Annotated in this window: 21 protein-coding genes; 6 read left to right on the top strand and 15 right to left on the bottom strand. The window is 33.4% G+C overall.

The features are described 5' to 3' along the window. Positions 1-40: 40 nt before the first annotated feature. Genes mraY through mraZ form a run of 6 tightly spaced genes read right to left on the bottom strand, consistent with a single transcriptional unit; the run spans position 41 to position 6,437 of the window. Complete coding sequence (gene mraY / locus ACUUYC_RS12050; RefSeq protein WP_474266115.1) at positions 41-1,276, bottom strand: phospho-N-acetylmuramoyl-pentapeptide-transferase; 1,236 nt, start codon at positions 1,274-1,276, stop codon at positions 41-43. Positions 1,277-1,295: 19 nt separating this feature from the next. Next, positions 1,296-2,759 carry a UDP-N-acetylmuramoyl-L-alanyl-D-glutamate--2,6-diaminopimelate ligase gene (locus ACUUYC_RS12045; protein WP_474266113.1) on the bottom strand — a complete coding sequence of 488 codons (1,464 nt, stop codon included), beginning with the start codon at positions 2,757-2,759 and terminating at the stop codon, positions 1,296-1,298. Continuing rightward, positions 2,756-4,759 (bottom strand): penicillin-binding protein, encoded by a 2,004-nt coding sequence (locus tag ACUUYC_RS12040; protein WP_474266111.1) that lies wholly within the window; start codon positions 4,757-4,759, stop codon positions 2,756-2,758. Before ACUUYC_RS12040 ends, ACUUYC_RS12045 begins: the two co-directional genes overlap by 4 nt. Positions 4,760-4,762: 3 nt before the next feature. Then, positions 4,763-5,083 carry an FtsL-like putative cell division protein gene (locus tag ACUUYC_RS12035; RefSeq protein WP_474266109.1) on the bottom strand — a complete coding sequence of 107 codons (321 nt, stop codon included), beginning with the start codon at positions 5,081-5,083 and terminating at the stop codon, positions 4,763-4,765. Positions 5,084-5,086: 3 nt separating this feature from the next. Next, on the bottom strand, positions 5,087-5,983 hold the full coding sequence (gene rsmH, locus ACUUYC_RS12030; RefSeq protein ID WP_474266107.1) for a 16S rRNA (cytosine(1402)-N(4))-methyltransferase RsmH: 897 nt from the start codon (positions 5,981-5,983) through the stop codon (positions 5,087-5,089). Beyond that, positions 5,970-6,437 (bottom strand): division/cell wall cluster transcriptional repressor MraZ, encoded by a 468-nt coding sequence (gene mraZ / locus ACUUYC_RS12025; protein ID WP_474266106.1) that lies wholly within the window; start codon positions 6,435-6,437, stop codon positions 5,970-5,972. The genes rsmH and mraZ overlap by 14 nt, the downstream gene beginning before the upstream one ends. 273 nt (positions 6,438-6,710) lie before the next feature. Here mraZ and ACUUYC_RS12020 point away from each other — a divergent pair, with 273 nt between their 5' ends. Next, positions 6,711-7,475 (top strand): alpha/beta fold hydrolase, encoded by a 765-nt coding sequence (locus ACUUYC_RS12020; RefSeq protein ID WP_474266105.1) that lies wholly within the window; start codon positions 6,711-6,713, stop codon positions 7,473-7,475. A 5-nt stretch (positions 7,476-7,480) separates the two neighbouring features. Beyond that, entirely contained in the window at positions 7,481-8,089 is a 609-nt protein-coding gene (gene yihA, locus ACUUYC_RS12015) for a ribosome biogenesis GTP-binding protein YihA/YsxC (protein ID WP_474266103.1), read from the top strand. Here the strand turns inward: yihA and ACUUYC_RS12010 are convergent. Continuing rightward, entirely contained in the window at positions 8,064-8,435 is a 372-nt protein-coding gene (locus tag ACUUYC_RS12010; protein ID WP_474266101.1) for a GTPase, read from the bottom strand. The two genes, yihA and ACUUYC_RS12010, sit on opposite strands and share 26 nt — an antisense overlap. A 257-nt stretch (positions 8,436-8,692) precedes the next feature. Between ACUUYC_RS12010 and ACUUYC_RS12005 the strand changes: the two genes are divergently transcribed. Next, a complete protein-coding gene (locus ACUUYC_RS12005; protein WP_474266099.1) occupies positions 8,693-9,445 on the top strand; it encodes a DUF5995 family protein in 753 nt (250 codons plus the stop codon). 42 nt (positions 9,446-9,487) lie between these two features. Here the strand turns inward: ACUUYC_RS12005 and gldC are convergent, their stop codons facing one another. Together gldC and gldB are read right to left on the bottom strand one after the other, a co-directional pair. Beyond that, complete coding sequence (gene gldC, locus ACUUYC_RS12000) at positions 9,488-9,826, bottom strand: gliding motility protein GldC (protein ID WP_474266097.1); 339 nt, start codon at positions 9,824-9,826, stop codon at positions 9,488-9,490. Further along, positions 9,826-10,779: a gliding motility lipoprotein GldB gene (gene gldB / locus ACUUYC_RS11995; RefSeq protein WP_474266095.1), complete on the bottom strand. Its 954-nt coding sequence runs from the start codon at positions 10,777-10,779 to the stop codon at positions 9,826-9,828. The genes gldC and gldB overlap by 1 nt, the downstream gene beginning before the upstream one ends. Before the next feature lie 114 nt (positions 10,780-10,893). On the opposite strand from gldB, the gene nadE reads away from it, so the two are divergent. Further along, entirely contained in the window at positions 10,894-11,682 is a 789-nt protein-coding gene (gene nadE, locus ACUUYC_RS11990; RefSeq protein ID WP_474266093.1) for an NAD(+) synthase, read from the top strand. 162 nt (positions 11,683-11,844) lie between these two features. Further along, complete coding sequence (locus ACUUYC_RS11985; protein WP_474266091.1) at positions 11,845-12,474, top strand: response regulator; 630 nt, start codon at positions 11,845-11,847, stop codon at positions 12,472-12,474. 87 nt (positions 12,475-12,561) lie between these two features. Here the strand turns inward: ACUUYC_RS11985 and ACUUYC_RS11980 are convergent, their stop codons facing one another. Both ACUUYC_RS11980 and dnaG read right to left on the bottom strand, forming a co-directional pair. Beyond that, positions 12,562-13,056, bottom strand: a complete 495-nt coding sequence (locus ACUUYC_RS11980; protein ID WP_474266090.1) for a CPCC family cysteine-rich protein — start codon at positions 13,054-13,056, stop codon at positions 12,562-12,564. A 91-nt stretch (positions 13,057-13,147) separates the two neighbouring features. Continuing rightward, on the bottom strand, positions 13,148-15,109 hold the full coding sequence (gene dnaG / locus ACUUYC_RS11975) for a DNA primase (protein ID WP_474266088.1): 1,962 nt from the start codon (positions 15,107-15,109) through the stop codon (positions 13,148-13,150). Between the two features lie 320 nt (positions 15,110-15,429). Between dnaG and ACUUYC_RS11970 the strand changes: the two genes are divergently transcribed. Continuing rightward, entirely contained in the window at positions 15,430-15,690 is a 261-nt protein-coding gene (locus tag ACUUYC_RS11970; RefSeq protein WP_474266086.1) for a Cys-every-fifth RiPP peptide CefA, read from the top strand. 70 nt (positions 15,691-15,760) lie between these two features. Here the strand turns inward: ACUUYC_RS11970 and ACUUYC_RS11965 are convergent, their stop codons facing one another. From ACUUYC_RS11965 to ACUUYC_RS11950, 4 genes are all read right to left on the bottom strand, one after another. Next, positions 15,761-16,795: a hypothetical protein gene (locus ACUUYC_RS11965; protein WP_474266084.1), complete on the bottom strand. Its 1,035-nt coding sequence runs from the start codon at positions 16,793-16,795 to the stop codon at positions 15,761-15,763. A gap of 52 nt (positions 16,796-16,847) precedes the next feature. After that, positions 16,848-17,645, bottom strand: coding sequence for a hypothetical protein (locus tag ACUUYC_RS11960; protein WP_474266083.1), 798 nt, complete (start codon positions 17,643-17,645; stop codon positions 16,848-16,850). Further along, positions 17,632-18,195: an RNA polymerase sigma factor gene (locus tag ACUUYC_RS11955; RefSeq protein ID WP_474266081.1), complete on the bottom strand. Its 564-nt coding sequence runs from the start codon at positions 18,193-18,195 to the stop codon at positions 17,632-17,634. The genes ACUUYC_RS11960 and ACUUYC_RS11955 overlap by 14 nt, the downstream gene beginning before the upstream one ends. Before the next feature lie 69 nt (positions 18,196-18,264). Further along, positions 18,265-19,242, bottom strand: coding sequence for a polyprenyl synthetase family protein (locus ACUUYC_RS11950; RefSeq protein ID WP_474266079.1), 978 nt, complete (start codon positions 19,240-19,242; stop codon positions 18,265-18,267). Between the last annotated feature and the right edge of the window lie 30 nt (positions 19,243-19,272).

Below are 19,272 nucleotides of genomic sequence, written 5' to 3'. Positions count from 1 at the left end.
TTGTGAATTTGTTTTTCTCACTCAAAACCCACAACTAATTTTATCTCAACTTTAGTGTTACAATCGTTAGAATTGCTAATAGGATTCCGACAATCCAGAATCGGGTTACAATTTTACTTTCGTGATATCCTAGTTTTTGATAGTGATGATGTAATGGTGACATTAGAAATATTCTTTTTCCTTCTCCAAATTTCTTTCGTGTATATTTAAAGTAACCTACTTGCATGATCACTGATAGATTTTCTGCTACGAAAATTCCACAAAGGATTGGGATTAACCATTCTTTACGAATTGCAATTGCAATAACCGCAATGATTCCTCCAATCGTTAAACTTCCTGTATCACCCATAAATACTTGTGCTGGATATGTATTATACCAAAGAAATCCAATTAATGCTCCGACAAATGCAGCAATGTATATCGTGATTTCTCCAGCTCTTGGAATGTACATCACATTGAGATATTCGGAGAAAATCAGATTTCCTGAAATCCACGCAAATATTCCTAGCGTAAGTACAATGATGACCGAAGTTCCTGCGGCAAGTCCGTCAATTCCGTCGGTGAGATTTGCACCATTGGAAACTCCCGTAATGATAATTATTACGATTGGAATGAAAATCAGCCACGCATATTTTGCATAATCTGGATTCATCCAAGTGATTAATTTTGCGTAATCAATCTCATTGTCTTTTACGAATGGAATTGTCGTTTTTGTCGAACGTTTTTCTTCTCCAAATTTCTTCGTCTGCACTTTGCCATTTACAACTATTTCTTGTTGTTCACTTACGGGTAACTCTTCACGAATGGTTACATCATTATTAAAAAATAACGTTGCTCCTACAATGATTCCCAATCCAACTTGTCCTAAAACTTTGAATTTCCCTTTGAGTCCATCTTTATCATTTCTAAACTTTTTGATGTAATCATCTATAAACCCGATGATTCCCATCCAAATTGTCGTTACAATTAATAATATGATGTATATGTTTTCAAGTTTCGCAAATAATAACACTGGAAGTAATGTTGCCAAAATGATGATCACTCCACCCATTGTTGGTGTTCCTGCTTTTTCTTTTTGACCTGCTAAACCTAAGTCTCGAACAGTTTCTCCAATTTGTTTTGTGCGTAAATATGCTATAATTCTTTTTCCGTAAATCGTAGAGATTAACAACGAAAGAATTACAGCCATCGCCGCCCTGAAACTTAAGTACCCAAATAAGGATGCTCCAGGAAACTGGTATTGCTTTTCGAGATATTCAAATAAGTAGTATAACATATTCTTTTATTGTGGCTCTTTATTCGTTTAGATTGTCTAATATTTCTTTTGCTATTTTGTAATCGTCAAAATCAGCTCGTTTTCCGTTTACTTCTTGATACGTTTCATGTCCTTTTCCTGCAATGAGAATGATGTCATTTTCGTTAGACATTTGACATGCCGTTTTTATCGCTTGTTTACGATCTGTAATCGAAAGTGTTTTTTTATAGTTTTGCGGTTCTACGCCTTTTTCAATCGCTTCAATGATTTCTATTGGATCTTCACTTCGTGGATTGTCTGATGTAAATATTGCTTTCGTACTTAGCGTTGACGCGATATTCCCCATTTTTGGACGCTTTGTCACATCACGATCACCGCCACAACCAACAACCGTAATTAGTTGTTCGTTTCCTGTGCGAATGTTATTGATCGTTTCTAACACATTTTTTAAAGCATCTGGCGTATGCGCATAATCAACTATTGCTGTGATTTTATTTTTTGTGATGAAGTATTCAAATCGCCCACTTACACTTTCAAGTTCACTTATTAAGCGTAATATTTCTATTTCTTCTAACCCTAATAATTCCGCTGTAGCGTAAATTGACAATATATTGTATGCATTAAAACTTCCAATTAGTTTTGCCCAAACTTCATTATCATTAATTTTCAAAAGCAATCCTGCCAATCTGTTTTCTAAGATTTGCGCACGATAGTCTGCATACGTTTTTAACGCGTATGTATATTTCTTGGCTTTGGTATTTTGCATCATCACCAAACCATTTTTATCATCAATATTGACTAATGCAAATGCTTCTTTTGGCAATTCATCAAAGAATTTCTTTTTGACATCTCTATATTCTGCAAACGTATCATGATAGTCTAAATGATCGTGTGATAGGTTTGTAAATATTCCACCTTGAAACGTAAGTCCTGCAGTTCTTTTTTGATGAATTCCGTGTGACGAAACTTCCATAAAACAGTATTCTACTCCTTCATGATTCATTTCCTGCAAATAGGAATTGATCGTTAAAGAATCGGGCGTTGTATGTGTTGCTTTGTATTCTTTATCATCTACTAAAATTTTCACCGTAGACAACAATCCAACTTTGTAACCTGCTTTTTTGAATAGTTGATATAACAAGGTTGCAATCGTTGTTTTTCCGTTTGTTCCCGTAACACCAATCAACTGTAAATTTTCAGAAGGATTTCCGTAATAATTTGATGCCATTATCGCTAATGCGCTATTTCCATTATCAACTTGCACATAGGTAATTCCGTCCACAATATCTTCTGGAATTTCTTCACAAATCACTGCTATCGCACCTGATTTTATAGCCGAATTGATATAACTATGTCCGTCAACTTCATATCCTCTTATCGCTACAAACACATCTTTTGCTTGCACTTTACGAGAATCAAAAACTAATTCACGCACAGATATTGTCGTATCGCCAGTAACGGCTTCGATCTGCACTTTGTATAATATGTCTTTTAGTATATTCACGATAACTCTAGTACAATTCGTTTTTGTGATCCTATTTTTTTCCCAGCTTCTAATGATTGCTTGGTTACTTTTCCTTTTCCGTTAATTTGAACACGCAATCCTAAGTTTTCTAGTAATGGAATTGCATCCATTGCTGGCATTCCTACTACATTAGGTATGATTGTTTCGTATTTTCTTGATTTCTCAAGATAATCTTCAAAGTTTTTTTCTACTACACCATGCACTTCATCAATATTTTCAACTTGATCAAATATTGGTGTATCTGTGTAAATTTTGTGTGCGATTTTTTTGAAAACTGGACCTGAAACATCTGCGCCATAATATCCTATTTTCCTGTCTGGCTCATGAATTACTACGATACATGAGTATTTAGGATTTTCTACAGGAAAAAACCCTGAGAATGTAGAAATGTATTCTTTGTTATCTTTTATAATATAGTTCTTCTGACATGTTCCTGTTTTTCCTGCCATAGAAAAATCAGGAGAATACAACCCATTTCCTGTTCCGTGTTTTTTCTCTACTACATTTTGCATCATCCTTTTCACTTTTTCAACCGTTGTTTTGGAACAAATTGAAGGATTGATGATTTCTTTTTCAAATGTTGTTTCGCTTGCATACCAGTTTTCACGAACTGCTTTTACAAATCGTGGACGTACCATTTCTCCATTATTTGCAATGGCGTTATAAAATGTTAGTGTTTGCAATGGCGTTAATGAAACTCCATAACCAAAAGCCATCCAAGGCAATGAAATACCACTCCAATTTTTATCATTTGGATGTGGAATGATTGGTGCGCCTTCTCCTGTAATTGGCAAATCGAGCTTATCGTTTAACCCCATATTATAGAGTCTGTCCACAAATTTTTCTGGATTTTTCCCGTAGAAATCAGTTATTATTTTTACTACTCCAGTGTTTGATGAAACTTCAAACGCTTCAGAAGCTGAGATTTTCCCATAACCTCTATTATTAGAATCACGAACCGTTTTATCATAGAATTTCAACTTCCCGTTTCCTGTATCAACAACATAGTTACTATCAATCACCTTGTCTTCCAATGCAGCAACCATTGCCATTAATTTGAATGTAGAACCTGGCTCATGCGATTCTCCAACTGCATAATTGAGACGTTCGTAGTATTTACCCGCTTGGTTTCTTCCTAAGTTTGAAATTGCTTTTATTTCTCCTGTTGCTACTTCCATTACAACAACACAACCATGATCAGCTTTGTATTTTTCTAGTTGCTCTAATAAAGCATGATGCGCAATATCTTGGATATTCACATTTACAGTAGAAATGATATCAAAACCATCTTTTGGTTCTAATTCATTATCTCCTGAAACTGGTTTCCATTGTCCTTTTCCTATTTTTTGCTCTAAACGTCTTCCCTCTTTTCCGCGTAAGTATTCACCGAAAGCACCTTCAAGTCCAACACGTGTGTAATGACCTTTATCATCTTTTCGTTCGTACCCAACTGTACGCTCTGCGATTCTTCCAATTGGATGTTCACGAACCGTTTTTACTTTATCAATAAAACCGCCTTTATTCGCGCCAAGCCTAAATATTGGAAATTGCTTGATTCGAATGTATTCTGCATAACTTAGTTTTCGAGCAATTCGGAAGTATCTACTTTTGTTTTTTCGCGCTTTACGCAATGTTTTTTCATAATGAGAAGACGACTTGTCAAACATTTTAGCTAACGAATCTGCCAACGGTTTTACATTTTCAACAAATACTTTTTCTTTTACTGTAACCGCATCAAAGAAGATATCATATTTAGGAACAGAAGTTGCCAACAAACTTCCATCGTCAGCATATACATTTCCACGACTAGGAGCTATCTTTGCATTTCTAATGGTTTGCTCTTGCGCCATTTCTTTGTATTTACTACCGTCTACAAATTGAATGTTTACCAATTGCACAACAACCGCTATCGCAAAGAGAAACATACCTCCTGCGATAAAATATAAACGATTTAATATGTTTTTGTCGGTTACTGGCATTTGTTATTGTTGTTGTGACTTTACTCTAATTTTCTTTGGCGGATTTTCAGAAGGCGCTATTCCTTTTACGGCTACTTTTTCAGTGATGTAGGATTCAAGTTTTAATTGTTGCAATGTTGTCCGTGCATCTACAAATTCACTTTTCAATTCTTTTACTTCATCATTTAGCCTTGCTATTTCATGAACTTTTTTGTCTGCCCAATGCGAACTTGCAATCATGATTAAAGCTAAGAACGAAGCAAACACAATGAACCGCCAGTTTTTTATCGCATCATCATTGATGAGAAACCTACCTTTTAGTATGTCATAGATATTTTTTTTCATATACTATAGACGTTCTGCAATCCTTAGTTTTGCGCTTCGTGCTCTATTATTTATTTTTATTTCTTCTTTTGATGGAATGATGAGTTTTCCAACTTTTTTGAATGGAACTTCTACTCTTCCGTAAAAATCTTTTTCAGGTTCACCTTCAAATAATCCATTTCGTATGAATCGTTTTACTAAGCGATCTTCCAATGAGTGATAACTGATTAAACTTATTCTCCCACCTTCATCTAACATTTCCTGTGTTTGCAATAGAAATTCTTTTAAGACTTCTATTTCTTGATTGACTTCTATGCGAATTGCCTGATAGATTTGCGCTAATATTTTATGCTCTCTATGATTTGGTAAAAATCGCTTTAAAGCAACTCTTAATTCTTCTGTTGTTTTTATCGGTGCTTCCGCTCTCGCTTCTACAATTCGAGCCGCAATTGTTTTTGAGTTTCTAACTTCACCATATAATGATAGAATTGAAAGCAATTGTTTTTCTCCGTATTCATTAATGATATGATATGCTGAAATATCACTTTCTTGATCCATTCGCATATCCAAGTCTGCTTCAAACCGTAATGAAAATCCTCTTTCTGCAACATCAAATTGATGTGATGAAACTCCAAAATCTCCTAAGATTCCATCCACTTTTTTCACACCGTAAAACCGCAAAAACTTTTTCAGGTGTCTAAAATTTTGACTGATCAATTGAAAACGTGGATCATCAATTACATTTTCTAACGCATCTTGATCTTGATCAAAAGCATATAATTTTCCATTTTCCCCTAATCGACTCAAAATTTCTTTTGAGTGTCCGCCGCCTCCAAAAGTTACATCTACATAAACTCCATCTTCTTTGATGTTGAGTCCGTCAACCGTTTCTTTTAGTAAAACTGGATTATGATATTCCATCTGCATCGTCATTTCCCATTACTTCTTCTGCTAAATCTGCGATATTATCTGCTGAATCATTGATCGCTTCTTCATATTTTTCTTTGTCCCAAATCTCTATGATATTGATTGCCGACGATACTACAATTTCCCTTTTGATTCCTGCGATTCCGATTAAATCTTTCGGAATTAACAAACGTCCGGCTGCATCAATTTCAATGATTTTCACACCTGCCGTGAATTTTCTAATAAAATCATTGTTCTTTTTCTTGAAGCGATTTAACTTATTTACATCCTTCATTGCCGCGTGCCATTCATCCATCGGATATAATTCTAAGCACGATTCAAACAAGCTTCGCTTTACCACAAAACCTTGTTGTAACACAGGAGACAACTGCTTTTTTATAGCAGCTGGCACAAGCATTCGCCCTTTGGCATCTACTTTGCATTCGTATGTTCCGATTAGATTTATCACTCCTGAATGTGGTTTATACACTTTAAGATTCAAATATATTGAAAATTTTACCACATTTTACCACTTTTTACCACATTGTTAATAAATTTTTCGTTTTTATACTCAAAAAAGAGATAACTGAACTGAAAATCAACTCCTTGATCTGTGGTAAAAACACTTAAAAAGCTCGCTACTTTCTGTTATTTTTGCCATGTTTTGAGACATTTAAAAAAAAGCACTCTAGTAATTACGAAATGCCTATATTTGTCTCTTGTTAAAAACTGATAGCCGTTAATGAAAGAAAGCTTTAAAAAGGAAGGTAAATTCAATTATCTCGAATTGGGAGAAGGAACACCTATCGTTATTTTACATGGCTTAATGGGCGGATTGAGCAATTTTGAAGCTGTAACTGAAAGCTTTTCAGCAAAAGGATATAAGATTTTAATTCCTGAATTGCCTATTTATACAATGCCGCTTCTGAAGACAAACGTGAAAAATTTCGCGAAATATGTCAGAGATTTTGTACTTCACAAAAACCTTGATAAGGTTATTTTACTTGGAAATTCACTTGGTGGTCATATTGGATTACTAGCTACAAAATTGTATCCTGAATTGGTTAAAGGTTTGGTGATTACTGGAAGTTCTGGACTATATGAAAGCGCCATGGGCGATGGATATCCAAAACGTGGTGATTATGAGTTTATTAAGAAGAAAAGTGAAGATGTTTTTTACGATCCAGCTGTAGCTACAAAAGAGATTGTAGATGAAGTTTTTGCAACTGTAAATGACCGAAGTAGACTTATTAAAACATTAGCTATTGCTAAAAGTGCTATTCGCCATAACATGGGGAAAGATTTACCTAAAATGAACATTCCAACTGGAATTATTTGGGGAAAAGATGATACTGTTACACCACCAAATGTAGCGGAAGAGTTTCATGAATTACTTCCAGATTCAGATTTATACTGGATTGATAAGTGTGGACATGCACCAATGATGGAACATCCAGAAGAGTTCAATGAACATTTACAAGATTGGTTAGCTAAACGAAACTTTTAGTCGTTATGAAAATAAAGTCTGCCGAATTCGTCATGAGTAATTCTGACGTAGCAAAATGCCCTAAAAATAAAATTCCTGAGTATGCTTTTATTGGCCGATCTAATGTTGGGAAGTCTTCATTAATTAATATGTTGACACAACGTAAGAGTTTAGCTAAAACATCTGGAAGACCTGGAAAGACACAGCTAATTAATCATTTTAAGATTAATGACGAATGGTTTTTAGTCGATTTACCAGGCTATGGATACGCACGTGTTTCTAAAAGTTCAAAACGTGTTTTTCAAAAATTTATTACGGAATATTTTGGCAAACGACCGCAATTAGTTTGTGGTTTTGTGTTGGTAGATATTCGTCATGAACCACAAAAAGTAGATTTAGAATTTATGCAGTGGTTAGGTGAAAACCAGATTCCTTTTTGCATTATTTTCACCAAAGCAGACAAATTACGTCCTTCACAAATTGATAAACATGTAAATGCGTATCGCGAAAAGTTACTGGAAGATGTTTGGGAAGAAATGCCTCAACATTTTGTGACGTCTTCATCGAAAGCTATTGGACGTGATGAAGTTTTAAATTACATTCAACAAATTAATCAAGATTTGAAAAACTCTTAGTTTTCTTTTTTATTAACTCAATTAATTCTTCTGTAGTTTCTATTTTTTCGATTTCACTTTTTGGAATCCATTCACTTATTTTTTGATTTTTTTCTAGCAGAATTACTGGATATTTTGTCTCTATCGGATTGTAGTTTGCTTCAAATTCATCGCTGTGCAAAAATTCTAGTGGAAGCATTGTTGTTTCACGAAATCGTTTCCATTTTTCATTTTCAGAGAATGTATTGTGCGTTATAGAACATAGTTTACATTGATATGTTTTTGGACTGATTAGCTTATGTGCAATATCGAGCAAACTATTTATTTTGCCTGATTTTGCATTGTATATGAAGATAAGTTTTTTCATTACGTTTTATTTTGAATAACTTTTTTATGTATGATGTTCGTTTTCTTAATAGTTAAGAAAAAACACATAAAATCATGTTACTTATTATTGTCATTCCTGCTCAGGCTGGAATCTATTCTGCTTAAAACTGGATTCCGCAACAAATGCGGAATGACAAATTGAGATTTATTTTCCCGTCTATTACGTCGTAATTATATCAGTTTCCTTCTTAACTTTAACATAAGTTTTATATTTTTAGCTAACCAAAACTCAAAACCATGCAAGCAACTACCATTGACGAAGTTATTTCTTTTTTAGATCAGATTATTGAAGAGAATAAAGAAATTCCAAGTACTATGGGATATTTTGCTGCTTTGTACCAAAAAGTAACCTGCAAAGTAAAAGAAGGTATTGAGAAAGATTTTTTTGATGATAATCCACGCATGGAACGTTTGGATGTCATTTTTGCCAATAGATATTTACAAGCATATACAGATTTCAAAAATGATGTTGCTCCAAGCGCATCATGGTTAGCTGCGTTTGATGAAGCTGATAATTATTGGTTTATAGTACTGCAACATTTGTTATTGGGTATGAATGCTCATATTAATTTAGATTTAGGAATTGCTGCTGCCGAAGTGATGAAAGGAAAAAATATTCAGAACTTAAAAGGTGATTTTGATAAGATTAATGTGATTTTGAGCGAATTGGTGCATGATGTAGAAAAAGAATTATCCTTGATTTGGAGAACTTTAGCAAAGATCATCAAAGTGACGGAAAAATTCGATACTATTTTAATCGATTTCAGCATGAAACTTGCCAGAGATGGCGCATGGAAATACGCAACTTCCTTAGCAGATTCACCCGAAACTAATTGGCCACAATTGATTGCCGAAAGAGATGAAAAAGTCACCAAAAAAGCGCAGATTATTATTAATCCAGGTTTTCTGATTCGGTTTTTATTGAAAATTATCCGACTGGAAGAACGCGGTTCTATTAAAACAAAAATTGAGATTTTAGAGAAAGACTAAAACCTCAATTTGTATTGTTTCTGAGTATTTTTAAGCGAAAGCTTACTTCTTAACAATCTCTAATTTTTCTGCGAAATAATCGCAAAAATCTAGCATTGTTGCACTCATTTTTTCATCATTTGTAGCACGTTCAAATGTACGCGCCATTGACACTAATGTTTGATGATAAAATACTTTCATTTCATCAACAGGCATATCTTTTGTCCATAAATCGATACGCAAACTTTCCTGCGCTTTATGATCCCAAACGGATAACATTACTGCTTTTGTAGCTTCATTATTAACACCGCCATCTTTCGCTGTCCAGTTGATTTCTTCTGGTACATTATTTTCATCAACGCTTACTGCAATTTTGATTTCTGACTTGGTTTTATTCGCCATTATTTTTTTGGTTTGTACTTTGAGTTATTGTAAATTTCTTCTGCTGATTTCTCTACTAATTCCTGCAAAGATACATCATTATTTTTCATATATGCTGCTACAATTTGATAGCCAATATAGCAACCAACTCCACCTGGAGAATCATTATCTAACTCTAAATAAAATTTAGAAAAAGGCGCCATATTTATGAATCTACTGTCTAACTTATTATCTGTACTAAACAATAATTCTTTTTCAATAAAGTAGGTCCAAATTTGCGCTTCATTTTCTTTTGCCCATTCTACTTGTTCATTTGTGTACCCAAATTGCATTGCTTTTGAAGCATTTGGCACTAATAATGATTTTATGTATTGTGCCTTTCCATGAAATATTATTTTACCTAAAAAGCTACGATCACGGCGTGTTGAAGCAATTTGCGCGTACGCGAATTCATTTGCGATGTCTACAGGAATCATTTCTTTTTCAAAATTCTGAACAATAAACTGTTGAATTCCTTCGTAATATTTATGATCAGCTCCTAAATATGTATTTAACGCAATTAGAATCATCCCTTTATACAGAATCACTTTTTTACGATAATCTTCTGTCGTTACCGTAAAAACTTTTGGCGTATTGTATTCAGGAAAATAATATTCTATATGTTGTAAAACAGCTTTAACATCTAGCTGAACTGGTGCAAAATCAGTGAATTCAGCATCAATTTCTTGTTTTAATTCTTTCTGTAAAGGATCGCGCATTGTAAAAACCCAGGTAGAATCGGGAATTGAAGCTGGAAAAAACATTGGATACGCTTCTTTTAGTTTTGGCAAATCGGAAGGTGTTGCATTTAAAAACACTTGATCAAATCGACTGATATTCAAATCCATCGGAATTGCTAAAATTTCTTTTTCTAATGGATTCTCTTTGGCACATCCAACCATAATCAACAAACACAATACGAGTAATTTTTTCATAGTTATCATTAAGAATTATAATAAGGCTAACGTAATCGTTTTTTATAAATTTTATTCTACAGCTATTTTTGCTTGCAAATTTACTTTTTTTATATTGTAAAAAAATTGAAACACATGAAAACTGATAAGGTTATTGAACATATTGTTACTTGGTTGAAAGATTATGCTACAAATGCAAACGTAAAAGGATTTGTTGTAGGAGTTTCTGGAGGAATTGATTCTGCAGTAACTTCAACTTTATGTGCCAAAACAGGTTTACCAACCTTATGCATAGAGATGCCAATTCATCAAGCTCAGAGTCATGTAAATCGTGCACAAGAACATATTAAACAGCTGAAAAACCGTTTTGAAAATGTAAGTGATGTCCGTGTAGATTTGACACCAGTTTTTGAAGAGTTTAAAACAGAAGTTTCTTTAGATGGAAAACAAGCAACGGTTGACATGGCGTTAGCGAATACAAGGGCACGTTTACGAATGACAACTTTGTATTATTACGCAGGATTATTAGGACGTTTGGTTGCAGGAACTGGGAACAAAGTTGAAGATTTTGGCGTAGGTTTTTACACAAAATATGGTGATGGCGGTGTTGATTTAAGCCCAATTGCTGACTTAATGAAAAGCGAAGTCTATATGCTTGGAAATGAACTAGAAGTCCCTGAATCTATTATGAAAGCCGCACCTTCCGATGGTTTGTTTGGTGACACACGAAGTGATGAAGATCAGATTGGAGCAAACTACGATGAACTTGAATGGGCGATGCATATGCAAGCGGCTGGAAAAACTGTAAAAGATTTCTCAGGAAGGCAACAAGAAGTTTTCAGTATTTACAAGCGATTTAATTCTGCAAACAGCCATAAAATGACGCCAATTCCAGTCTGTGAAATACCGCAAAATCTGACATAAAAAATCTTCTTTTTTGGTCGTTTTTATAAAAATTTGTTTAAATTTGTTGCTACAGACCCCCTAAACCTGAAATAAAAATTGATTCGATTTTGTGTTAGCATGAAATGACGAACCTTTCTTTATGTGATGGTCTGATTTAATAATAACTTTAAAAACTAAATTATGGTTAAAGTATTAATTGCAGACAATCATCCCATTGTTCGAAAAGGAGTAAAATCTTTATTTAAGAACTCTACAGAGATTGACGTAGTAGGTAAAGCTTCTACTACTTCTGAGCTTTTTGACTTCATTAGTCAAGAACATGTAGATGTTGTTTTATTAGAGATGGACATCCCTGAAGTCAATGGTATTACTGCTTTAAGAAGACTTAAAAAAGACTTCGCCGAGGTTAAAGTAATTATGTTTAGCTCACATTCAGAAGATGTTTACGCAGTAAGCACACTGAGAGCTGGAGCATCTGGTTACTTATCCAAATCTGTCGCTACAAATGTTATTAAGGACGCGATTATCAAAGTTGCAAATGGAGGCATCTATATCAGCAACGAATTAGCGCAACGCCTAGCATTTGACGAAAGCACAAACAAACCCCGTAGGTTCTTTAGACGTTTGTCTACAAGAGAAGTAGAAGTGTTAAAACTTTTAGCTTCTGGTAAACGTAACAAACATGTTGCTGAAGAATTAAACCTAAACGAAAAAACTGTGAGCACGTACAAAGCTCGCCTAATGCGTAAGTTGAACGTAGACAACCTAGTTGATCTATTACAACAGGCAAAAGCATTAGAATTACTGTAATTGCAGATAAAGAAATTATTTCTTTATAACAGTGAAAAGATTTTTATGATGATATTTATACGTTCTTTTTAGAGTGTATATTTATCATCATTTTTTTATCAAATCAGTTAAAATCACTTTACTTAATTCATTCCATTTTCCCCAAATTGGATCACTCCTTAAAGCATTCATTAATTTTTCTTCATCAAGTGAATTCATCCGTTTATCATGAGCAGGAAACACTTTCATTACTTCATCTGGATTATTATTAATTGTCCCGTTTAAGCTATCAGCAATAGTATTTAGTGTTCTACAAATGTTAATTCTATTTTCCGTTAATGTTAATCCATAATTTGGCCCACCCAATATTTGATTTGCCTCTTTATCATCTTGTCCGTCATCTTCCCAATTACAAATTTCACATATTTCATATTCACCTCGCTCTTCCAATGTTGGATAACCACATCCTGGACAGGTATGTTTTTGAATTTTATTATCAATAAGGTATTGATTGAAGAGTGTTCTTCTCTTTTGAAATTGATTCAGAAATTGTTTGTCCTGATCCGTTAATTTATTGACATCTATTGTTTTTCTTTCTGCCATAACTTTTTTCGTTTTGCTGAACACTTTTTGAGTACAATCAGTTAAAGCAAGTAGTCAAAAAAAACATTACTTTTTTATAAATAGCCAAGGATTATAACACTCTTTTGAGTTGTTCAGAAAGTGATTTTTTGAGAAAAATGTAGTCTTTAATTTCCTCTAATACATTTTGCAATTGTTCTATTGCAGTATCTTCTTGTAGGCTTTGTTTAAGCTCTTCAATTTTAAGATTGATTAAGAAGCAACGCAAACTCAATATGGTTTCACTCGTCAATTGTGCAATCGTTTCTTCTTTTGATTTCACAAAGATGTTTTGCGTTTCCCATTTGTGCAATTCGTAACGCTCTTCTCGCATGAGAATGTCTGTAACTTCACTTGCAATTTCTGGTTCAATTTCGTTAATAAATGTGTCTATCTCTAATACGCCAGTTTCATTTAGTTTTTCTATTGCTTTGTAATAGATTGCTTTGAATTTTTCATTTGCAAGATCAATTTCATCTTGTTGTAAATCGAGATATAGTTTTTCAAAAACACGAGCTTCATATAATTCGCGTACCATTTTTAATTCTCCTTCATCATTTTCTTTGAGAATTAGATCTTCAAAAGTGGTTTCAGTATTTCCGTACAACAACAATATTTCGATTAGCTTTCGTTCTAACACATATTGAACATCTACAGCTTCGGCTTTTTTCTCCGTTTTGATAACTTCAAATGCCTTTTTTTCTTGCTTGTTTTTTTTGTTCGCTTCTTTTATATCTTTGTTTAGCAATTGCGCTAACGTTGTAAATAATACTTCTTCCGAAATATCCATGATACGAGACGTTTCACGCAGATATAATTCTTGCTTGATACGATCTGATACTTTTGAAATACTCGACATCATATCGTTAATCACTTCAGCCTTTTTAATCGGATCGTTTTTGGCAACTTCCATTAATAAGGAAGCCTTGTAACTAATAAAATCTTTTACATTATTTTCAAAGTATTCCAGCACATCTTCTAATGCATTGTTTTTGGCAAAACTATCTGGATCTTCTCCATCAGGAAATGTACACACACGCACATTCATTCCTTGTTCTAAGATTAAATCAACTCCACGAAGCGATGCACGAATTCCGGCAGCATCTCCATCATATAGAACCGTTATATTTTTCGTTAAACGACTTATTAATCGAATTTGTTCAGAAGTCAAAGCTGTTCCAGAAGATGAAACCACATTATGAATTCCAGCTTGATGCATTTGAATTACGTCTGTATATCCTTCAACCAAGTAACAGTTATCTTCTTTTGCGATTGCTTGTTTCGCATAATATAAACCGTATAAAACTTTACTTTTATGGTAGATATCACTTTCAGGTGAGTTGAGATATTTGGCAGCTTTTTTATCGCTTGTTAAGATTCGTCCTCCAAAACCAAGCACGCGTCCACTCATACTGTGAATTGGAAACATGACTCTTCCTTTAAAACGATCAAAACGTTTTTCTTCTTTTACAATGGTTAACCCAGTTTTTGCAAGATAGTTTAGGTTGTATCCTTCTTTAAGTGCACTTTTTGTAAAAGCTTCCCATTCATCTAACGCATATCCTAAGCCAAATTTTTTGATAGTTTCCTTCGTGAAACCTCTTTCTTTAAAGTAAGTAAGTCCAATTGCTTTGCCTTTTGGCGCTTCCCAAAGAATGTCTTGATGGTATTTTTTGGCATATTCAGAAACCAAATACATACTTTCTTTTTCGCTGGCTAGTTCCTTTTCTTCATCTGTACGCTCAGTTTCTTCAATTTCAATTCCATATTTGTTAGCCAAATATTTTATTGCTTCAGGATAAGTAAAATGCTCATGCTCCATTAAAAAAGCGACTGCATTTCCACCTTTACCGGAACTAAAATCTTTCCAGATTTGTTTTACAGGCGACACCATAAACGAAGGTGTACGTTCGTCTGAGAATGGGCTTAGTCCTTTGAAGTTACTTCCCGACTTTTTGAGTTGTACAAAATCGCCAATAACTTCTTCTACACGAGAAGCATCAAAAACGGCATCTATGGTTGATTTTGAAATCAATTGTTTCGGGATTTTTAGGAATGAACTCCAAAAATACTAAGTTTTCATCAATATTGGAGCAAAAAAGAAAAGTGTCTTTTCAAACAGTTTATTTTGCAGCTTAGTTATACGAATTATGCACTTAAATACTATTTAACTTCACTTTAAATATTCTTTTTCTTTCATTTTCATAAGTTAAATACATATAAAAATACGGTTTTACCTTACCAAAATTACTTAATGTTTTTTTATATTTAGTTAACTATTAACCAATTACGCTATTTTTAGCTATTTAAAAAAGCGTTTATTAACACTATCCATTAACTTTAAAATTCAAAACCATGAAAAAAAAGAAAATGAGTTTACGCAAACTAGCTTTGAACAAAAAAGCAATTTCTAATTTAAGTTCTAATCAGGTTAGAGGAGGAATTTTAATTGACGGTCCTATTATTGTGACTGATTCAGATTTCTGTCCATCAGATTTTTGTCCGTCAGATTTCTGTCCATCTAACGGATGTCCATCTAATGGCTGTCCATCAGATTTTTGTCCATCAAATTTCTGTCCATCTAGATATTGTCCAATACCTATTGATATTAGATAATTTAATCCTAAAAATAAAAGGAGATACCTAACCAGTATCTCCTTTTTTATTTTCAACTATTTGTTTTATTTTAGAATACGTCTAATCGCAAACCAAATGACACATTACGTTGTTCTAAATTTGATCCTTTAAATATTGGGGATAGATCATATTTACAAAATAGTGCTAAATCATCCCAACCTACATACGCTCCAAGACCATAAGTTAGTGTATTAACATTAAAGTTTCTACGTGTACTTTGATGTACATTTGAACCAAATTCTTTGTATCGTAATACTTGTGTCGGCTTCAAATTAAGTCCAACATATCCACCAAGTCCTAATTTCACTTTTTTACGTGTATTATATCTCACATATTTTCCATTTACCGTTTTATTATATGGTCCAATTTCGAAGTACAGTGGGATTGTAATGCTAGGAATTCGAAGTTGAGATTTTTTGAGTTTAAAATTGTGCACTTCTAATGTGGTTTGATTTCCATTTTGCACAAAATATCTATTTCCTGTAGGTTGTAAACTTTGAACATTAAAAGAAAGTCCATATTTAAAACGTAAAATATTTGAATTTTTAAAAACTCTAGATCGAAATGTGAATCCAATTTCTGAATGACCAACAAGATTGAATTTATAATCAGAGTCACTCAAACTTTTTCCATCTTGTATTGCATTTCCAAAACCAAATCCTGCTACGATATCTAAATAAGTTCGTCTATCATATCTAGGCGCTCTTTTCCTAATTTTTCGTGTGTCAAAGACTTCTCCAAAACGAATAAAACTTCCGCTTTCTTGAATATAGTAATCAGTTAGCATTTCTCGTTTGGTTTTTGCCATGCGATATTCAATATTTGCAGCAGCTAATAGTGCAGCTTTCTTTTTTTGTTTTTCAGCTTCTTTTTGGCTAATCTTTCCTTTTTCTAAATTTTTATTGATTTGCTCAATTTCGTATTTCAAGAGTTTTTTTTCGTCAGCTTCAATATACTGTAATCGTCCTTCTAAATACTTTTTATTCTGTTCTTTTTTGAGTTGAATAGAGTCTTTTTGTTGTGCCTGCATCGTAAAATTTACGCATAGGAATGTCAGGCATAAATACATAGTAATTGTTTTCATGTTCGTTTTTTTTAGTGAATTACTTCACTTATTAATAAGTTCTTATTTGTGATTAATTTCGATCAGCGAGTAAGGTTTTGCCTTTTTTCACATTTTTCTTGACGAGATCAAATACTTTTTGTTTGAATGATTTATCTAATTCGTACTCGACTTCATTTAACAATTCGTCTGCAGTCGCGAATCGCATTAGGTCTTGTTCTTTTTTTATATCTAATTCTGAAAGTGATCGTTGTGCTTCTTTTAGTATTTGATCAATTTCCGCATCTGTAATCGTAACTTTCTCAATAGCTGACAATGCCATAATTGATGCTTTTAATTCTTCATTGGCGTTATTTACAACTATTTCTTTTTCTGTTATGATTGTTTCTATTTCTTTAGGTAATTTTTTTGTTTCCTGAATTACAACCGCACTTTTAATTTCTTTTTGCAACTCGGTTACCTTTTCTTTTTGTTGATTTGGTGTTAACTGTTCCTTCTTAAATGTTTCTTTTTCAGTTATTACCTGCTTTGGATAGGTTATTTCTTCATTTACAACCATTGCATCCTTAAATTGATCATTACTGATTTCTTCATTGAAGATCACTGGTTTTGGTGTTTTTATCTCGTCTTGAGTTTTAATTATTTCGTCTGTATCAACAATTGTTTGCGATTGTGATTCACCAAAACTTTTACTCACCATAAACGTTATTAAACCAACTAATACTGCAATACATGCGGCATACGGATAGATGTTACGACGTTTTGCTTTTTTATCGTTTGCATCTAATTGACTCGCTAGTTGATCCCAAGAATTCTCTGAGACTTCTATTCTACGTTCTTCTAATATATTTTTTATGTTATGCGATTTCATTAGTTCTGTTTTTTTTTGATCGTAATTTTGTTTGCAGCGCTTTTTTCGCCTTAAACAATTGTGTTTTTGAAGTACTTACAGAAATACTTAGCATTTCAGCAATTTCTTGATGCTTGTATCCTTCTATTTCATAGAGATTGAATACAATTCGATATCCTTGTGGTAATGCGTCAATTGCTTTTTGAATTTCTGCAACACCAGCATTTACGTCCATTTCACATTCCGTAATTTCCGTATAGCTTTCTATTTCTTCTACAGCTATTAATGGACTCTTTTTACGAAGGAAAGAAATTGATTCTCGAATCATTATTCTTCGAATCCAGCCTTCAAAGCTTCCTTCACTTTTAAACGTTTTGATGTTTGTAAATACCTTGAAAAATCCAGAAAGCATAGTTCCTTCTGCATCATGAACATTTGCGATGTAATATCTACATACACTCAACATTTTAGGAGCATATTGCGTGTACAGCACTTGTTGTGCTTTACGATCATTCCGCTTGGCTCGCTTTATGAGTTTTGTTTCTTGTAGATGTAATTGAATAACTTTCACTATACAGGTTGCTTTCTATTGACATAGACGCAATTTTTACACAAATGGTTGTCTGCAAGTGAAAAAAAATTATTTTTTTCTATCAATTACATAATTAACCATGAGTTCTAATGAGTCTTTATATATTGATTGAGGATAGGTATCTAGTAGCTTGATCGCTTTTTCCTGGTATGATTTCATTTGCTTTGTTGCATATTCTAATCCGCCAGTTTTTTTCACAAAAGCAATCACTTCTTTAACTCTTTTTTTGTCTTTGTTGTGATTTTTTATAGAGTTAATAACCCACTTTTTCTCTTCTTTCGTACAATGATTTAAAACATAAATGAGTGGAAGTGTCATTTTTTGCTCTTTAATATCAATTCCAGTTGGTTTTCCAATTTGCGTATCGCCATAATCAAATAAATCATCTTTTATCTGAAATGCCATACCAATGTATTCACCAAATAATCGCATGCGTTCTACTTCTTCATCAGAAGCATCTACAGAACGTGCGCCCATAGCACAACAAGCAGCTATTAAAGTTGCTGTTTTTTGACGAATGATTTTGTAGTAAATATCTTCTGTAATATCGAGTCGACGTGCTTTTTCTATTTGCAATAGTTCGCCTTCACTCATTTCACGCACTGCAACTGAGATGATTTTCAACAAGTCAAAATCCTCGTTATCAATGGAAAGTAATAATCCTTTTGACAATAAATAATCACCAACTAATACTGCAATTTTATTTTTCCACAATGCATTGATTGAGAAGAAACCTCTTCTTCTATTGGAATCATCTACAACATCATCATGCACTAAGGTTGCTGTATGAATAAGCTCTATAACAGAAGCTCCACGATAGGTTCGTTCGTTTACAATTCCTTCTGAAACCATTTTAGATACTAGAAAAACAAACATAGGACGCATTTGTTTTCCTTTTCTATTTACAATGTAGTGTGTAATTCTGTTGAATAACGCAACTTTGGAAGTCATGGAATTGGAAAACTTTTTTTCAAAGCGTTCCATTTCTGTTTCAATCGGCTGTTTTATCTGCGCAACTATTTTCATTCGACTGTAAAGATATTAACTAATTTGATG

Source organism: Kordia sp. E (assembly GCF_056033805.1).
This window is presented reverse-complemented; position numbering and strand designations above follow the sequence as displayed.

Excerpts from the sequence above, each read along its gene's own strand:
- mraY (WP_474266115.1), bottom strand. The coding sequence starts at position 1,276 with ATGTTATACTACTTATTTGAATATCTCGAAAAGCAATACCAGTTTCCT.
- ACUUYC_RS12040 (WP_474266111.1), bottom strand. The coding sequence starts at position 4,759 with ATGCCAGTAACCGACAAAAACATATTAAATCGTTTATATTTTATCGCA.
- ACUUYC_RS12035 (WP_474266109.1), bottom strand. The coding sequence starts at position 5,083 with ATGAAAAAAAATATCTATGACATACTAAAAGGTAGGTTTCTCATCAAT.
- rsmH (WP_474266107.1), bottom strand. The coding sequence starts at position 5,983 with ATGGAATATCATAATCCAGTTTTACTAAAAGAAACGGTTGACGGACTC.
- ACUUYC_RS12020 (WP_474266105.1), top strand. The coding sequence starts at position 6,711 with ATGAAAGAAAGCTTTAAAAAGGAAGGTAAATTCAATTATCTCGAATTG.
- yihA (WP_474266103.1), top strand. The coding sequence starts at position 7,481 with ATGAAAATAAAGTCTGCCGAATTCGTCATGAGTAATTCTGACGTAGCA.
- ACUUYC_RS12010 (WP_474266101.1), bottom strand. The coding sequence starts at position 8,435 with ATGAAAAAACTTATCTTCATATACAATGCAAAATCAGGCAAAATAAAT.
- ACUUYC_RS12005 (WP_474266099.1), top strand. The coding sequence starts at position 8,693 with ATGCAAGCAACTACCATTGACGAAGTTATTTCTTTTTTAGATCAGATT.
- gldC (WP_474266097.1), bottom strand. The coding sequence starts at position 9,826 with ATGGCGAATAAAACCAAGTCAGAAATCAAAATTGCAGTAAGCGTTGAT.
- gldB (WP_474266095.1), bottom strand. The coding sequence starts at position 10,779 with ATGAAAAAATTACTCGTATTGTGTTTGTTGATTATGGTTGGATGTGCC.
- nadE (WP_474266093.1), top strand. The coding sequence starts at position 10,894 with ATGAAAACTGATAAGGTTATTGAACATATTGTTACTTGGTTGAAAGAT.
- ACUUYC_RS11985 (WP_474266091.1), top strand. The coding sequence starts at position 11,845 with ATGGTTAAAGTATTAATTGCAGACAATCATCCCATTGTTCGAAAAGGA.
- ACUUYC_RS11980 (WP_474266090.1), bottom strand. The coding sequence starts at position 13,056 with ATGGCAGAAAGAAAAACAATAGATGTCAATAAATTAACGGATCAGGAC.
- ACUUYC_RS11970 (WP_474266086.1), top strand. The coding sequence starts at position 15,430 with ATGAAAAAAAAGAAAATGAGTTTACGCAAACTAGCTTTGAACAAAAAA.
- ACUUYC_RS11965 (WP_474266084.1), bottom strand. The coding sequence starts at position 16,795 with ATGAAAACAATTACTATGTATTTATGCCTGACATTCCTATGCGTAAAT.
- ACUUYC_RS11960 (WP_474266083.1), bottom strand. The coding sequence starts at position 17,645 with ATGAAATCGCATAACATAAAAAATATATTAGAAGAACGTAGAATAGAA.
- ACUUYC_RS11950 (WP_474266079.1), bottom strand. The coding sequence starts at position 19,242 with ATGAAAATAGTTGCGCAGATAAAACAGCCGATTGAAACAGAAATGGAA.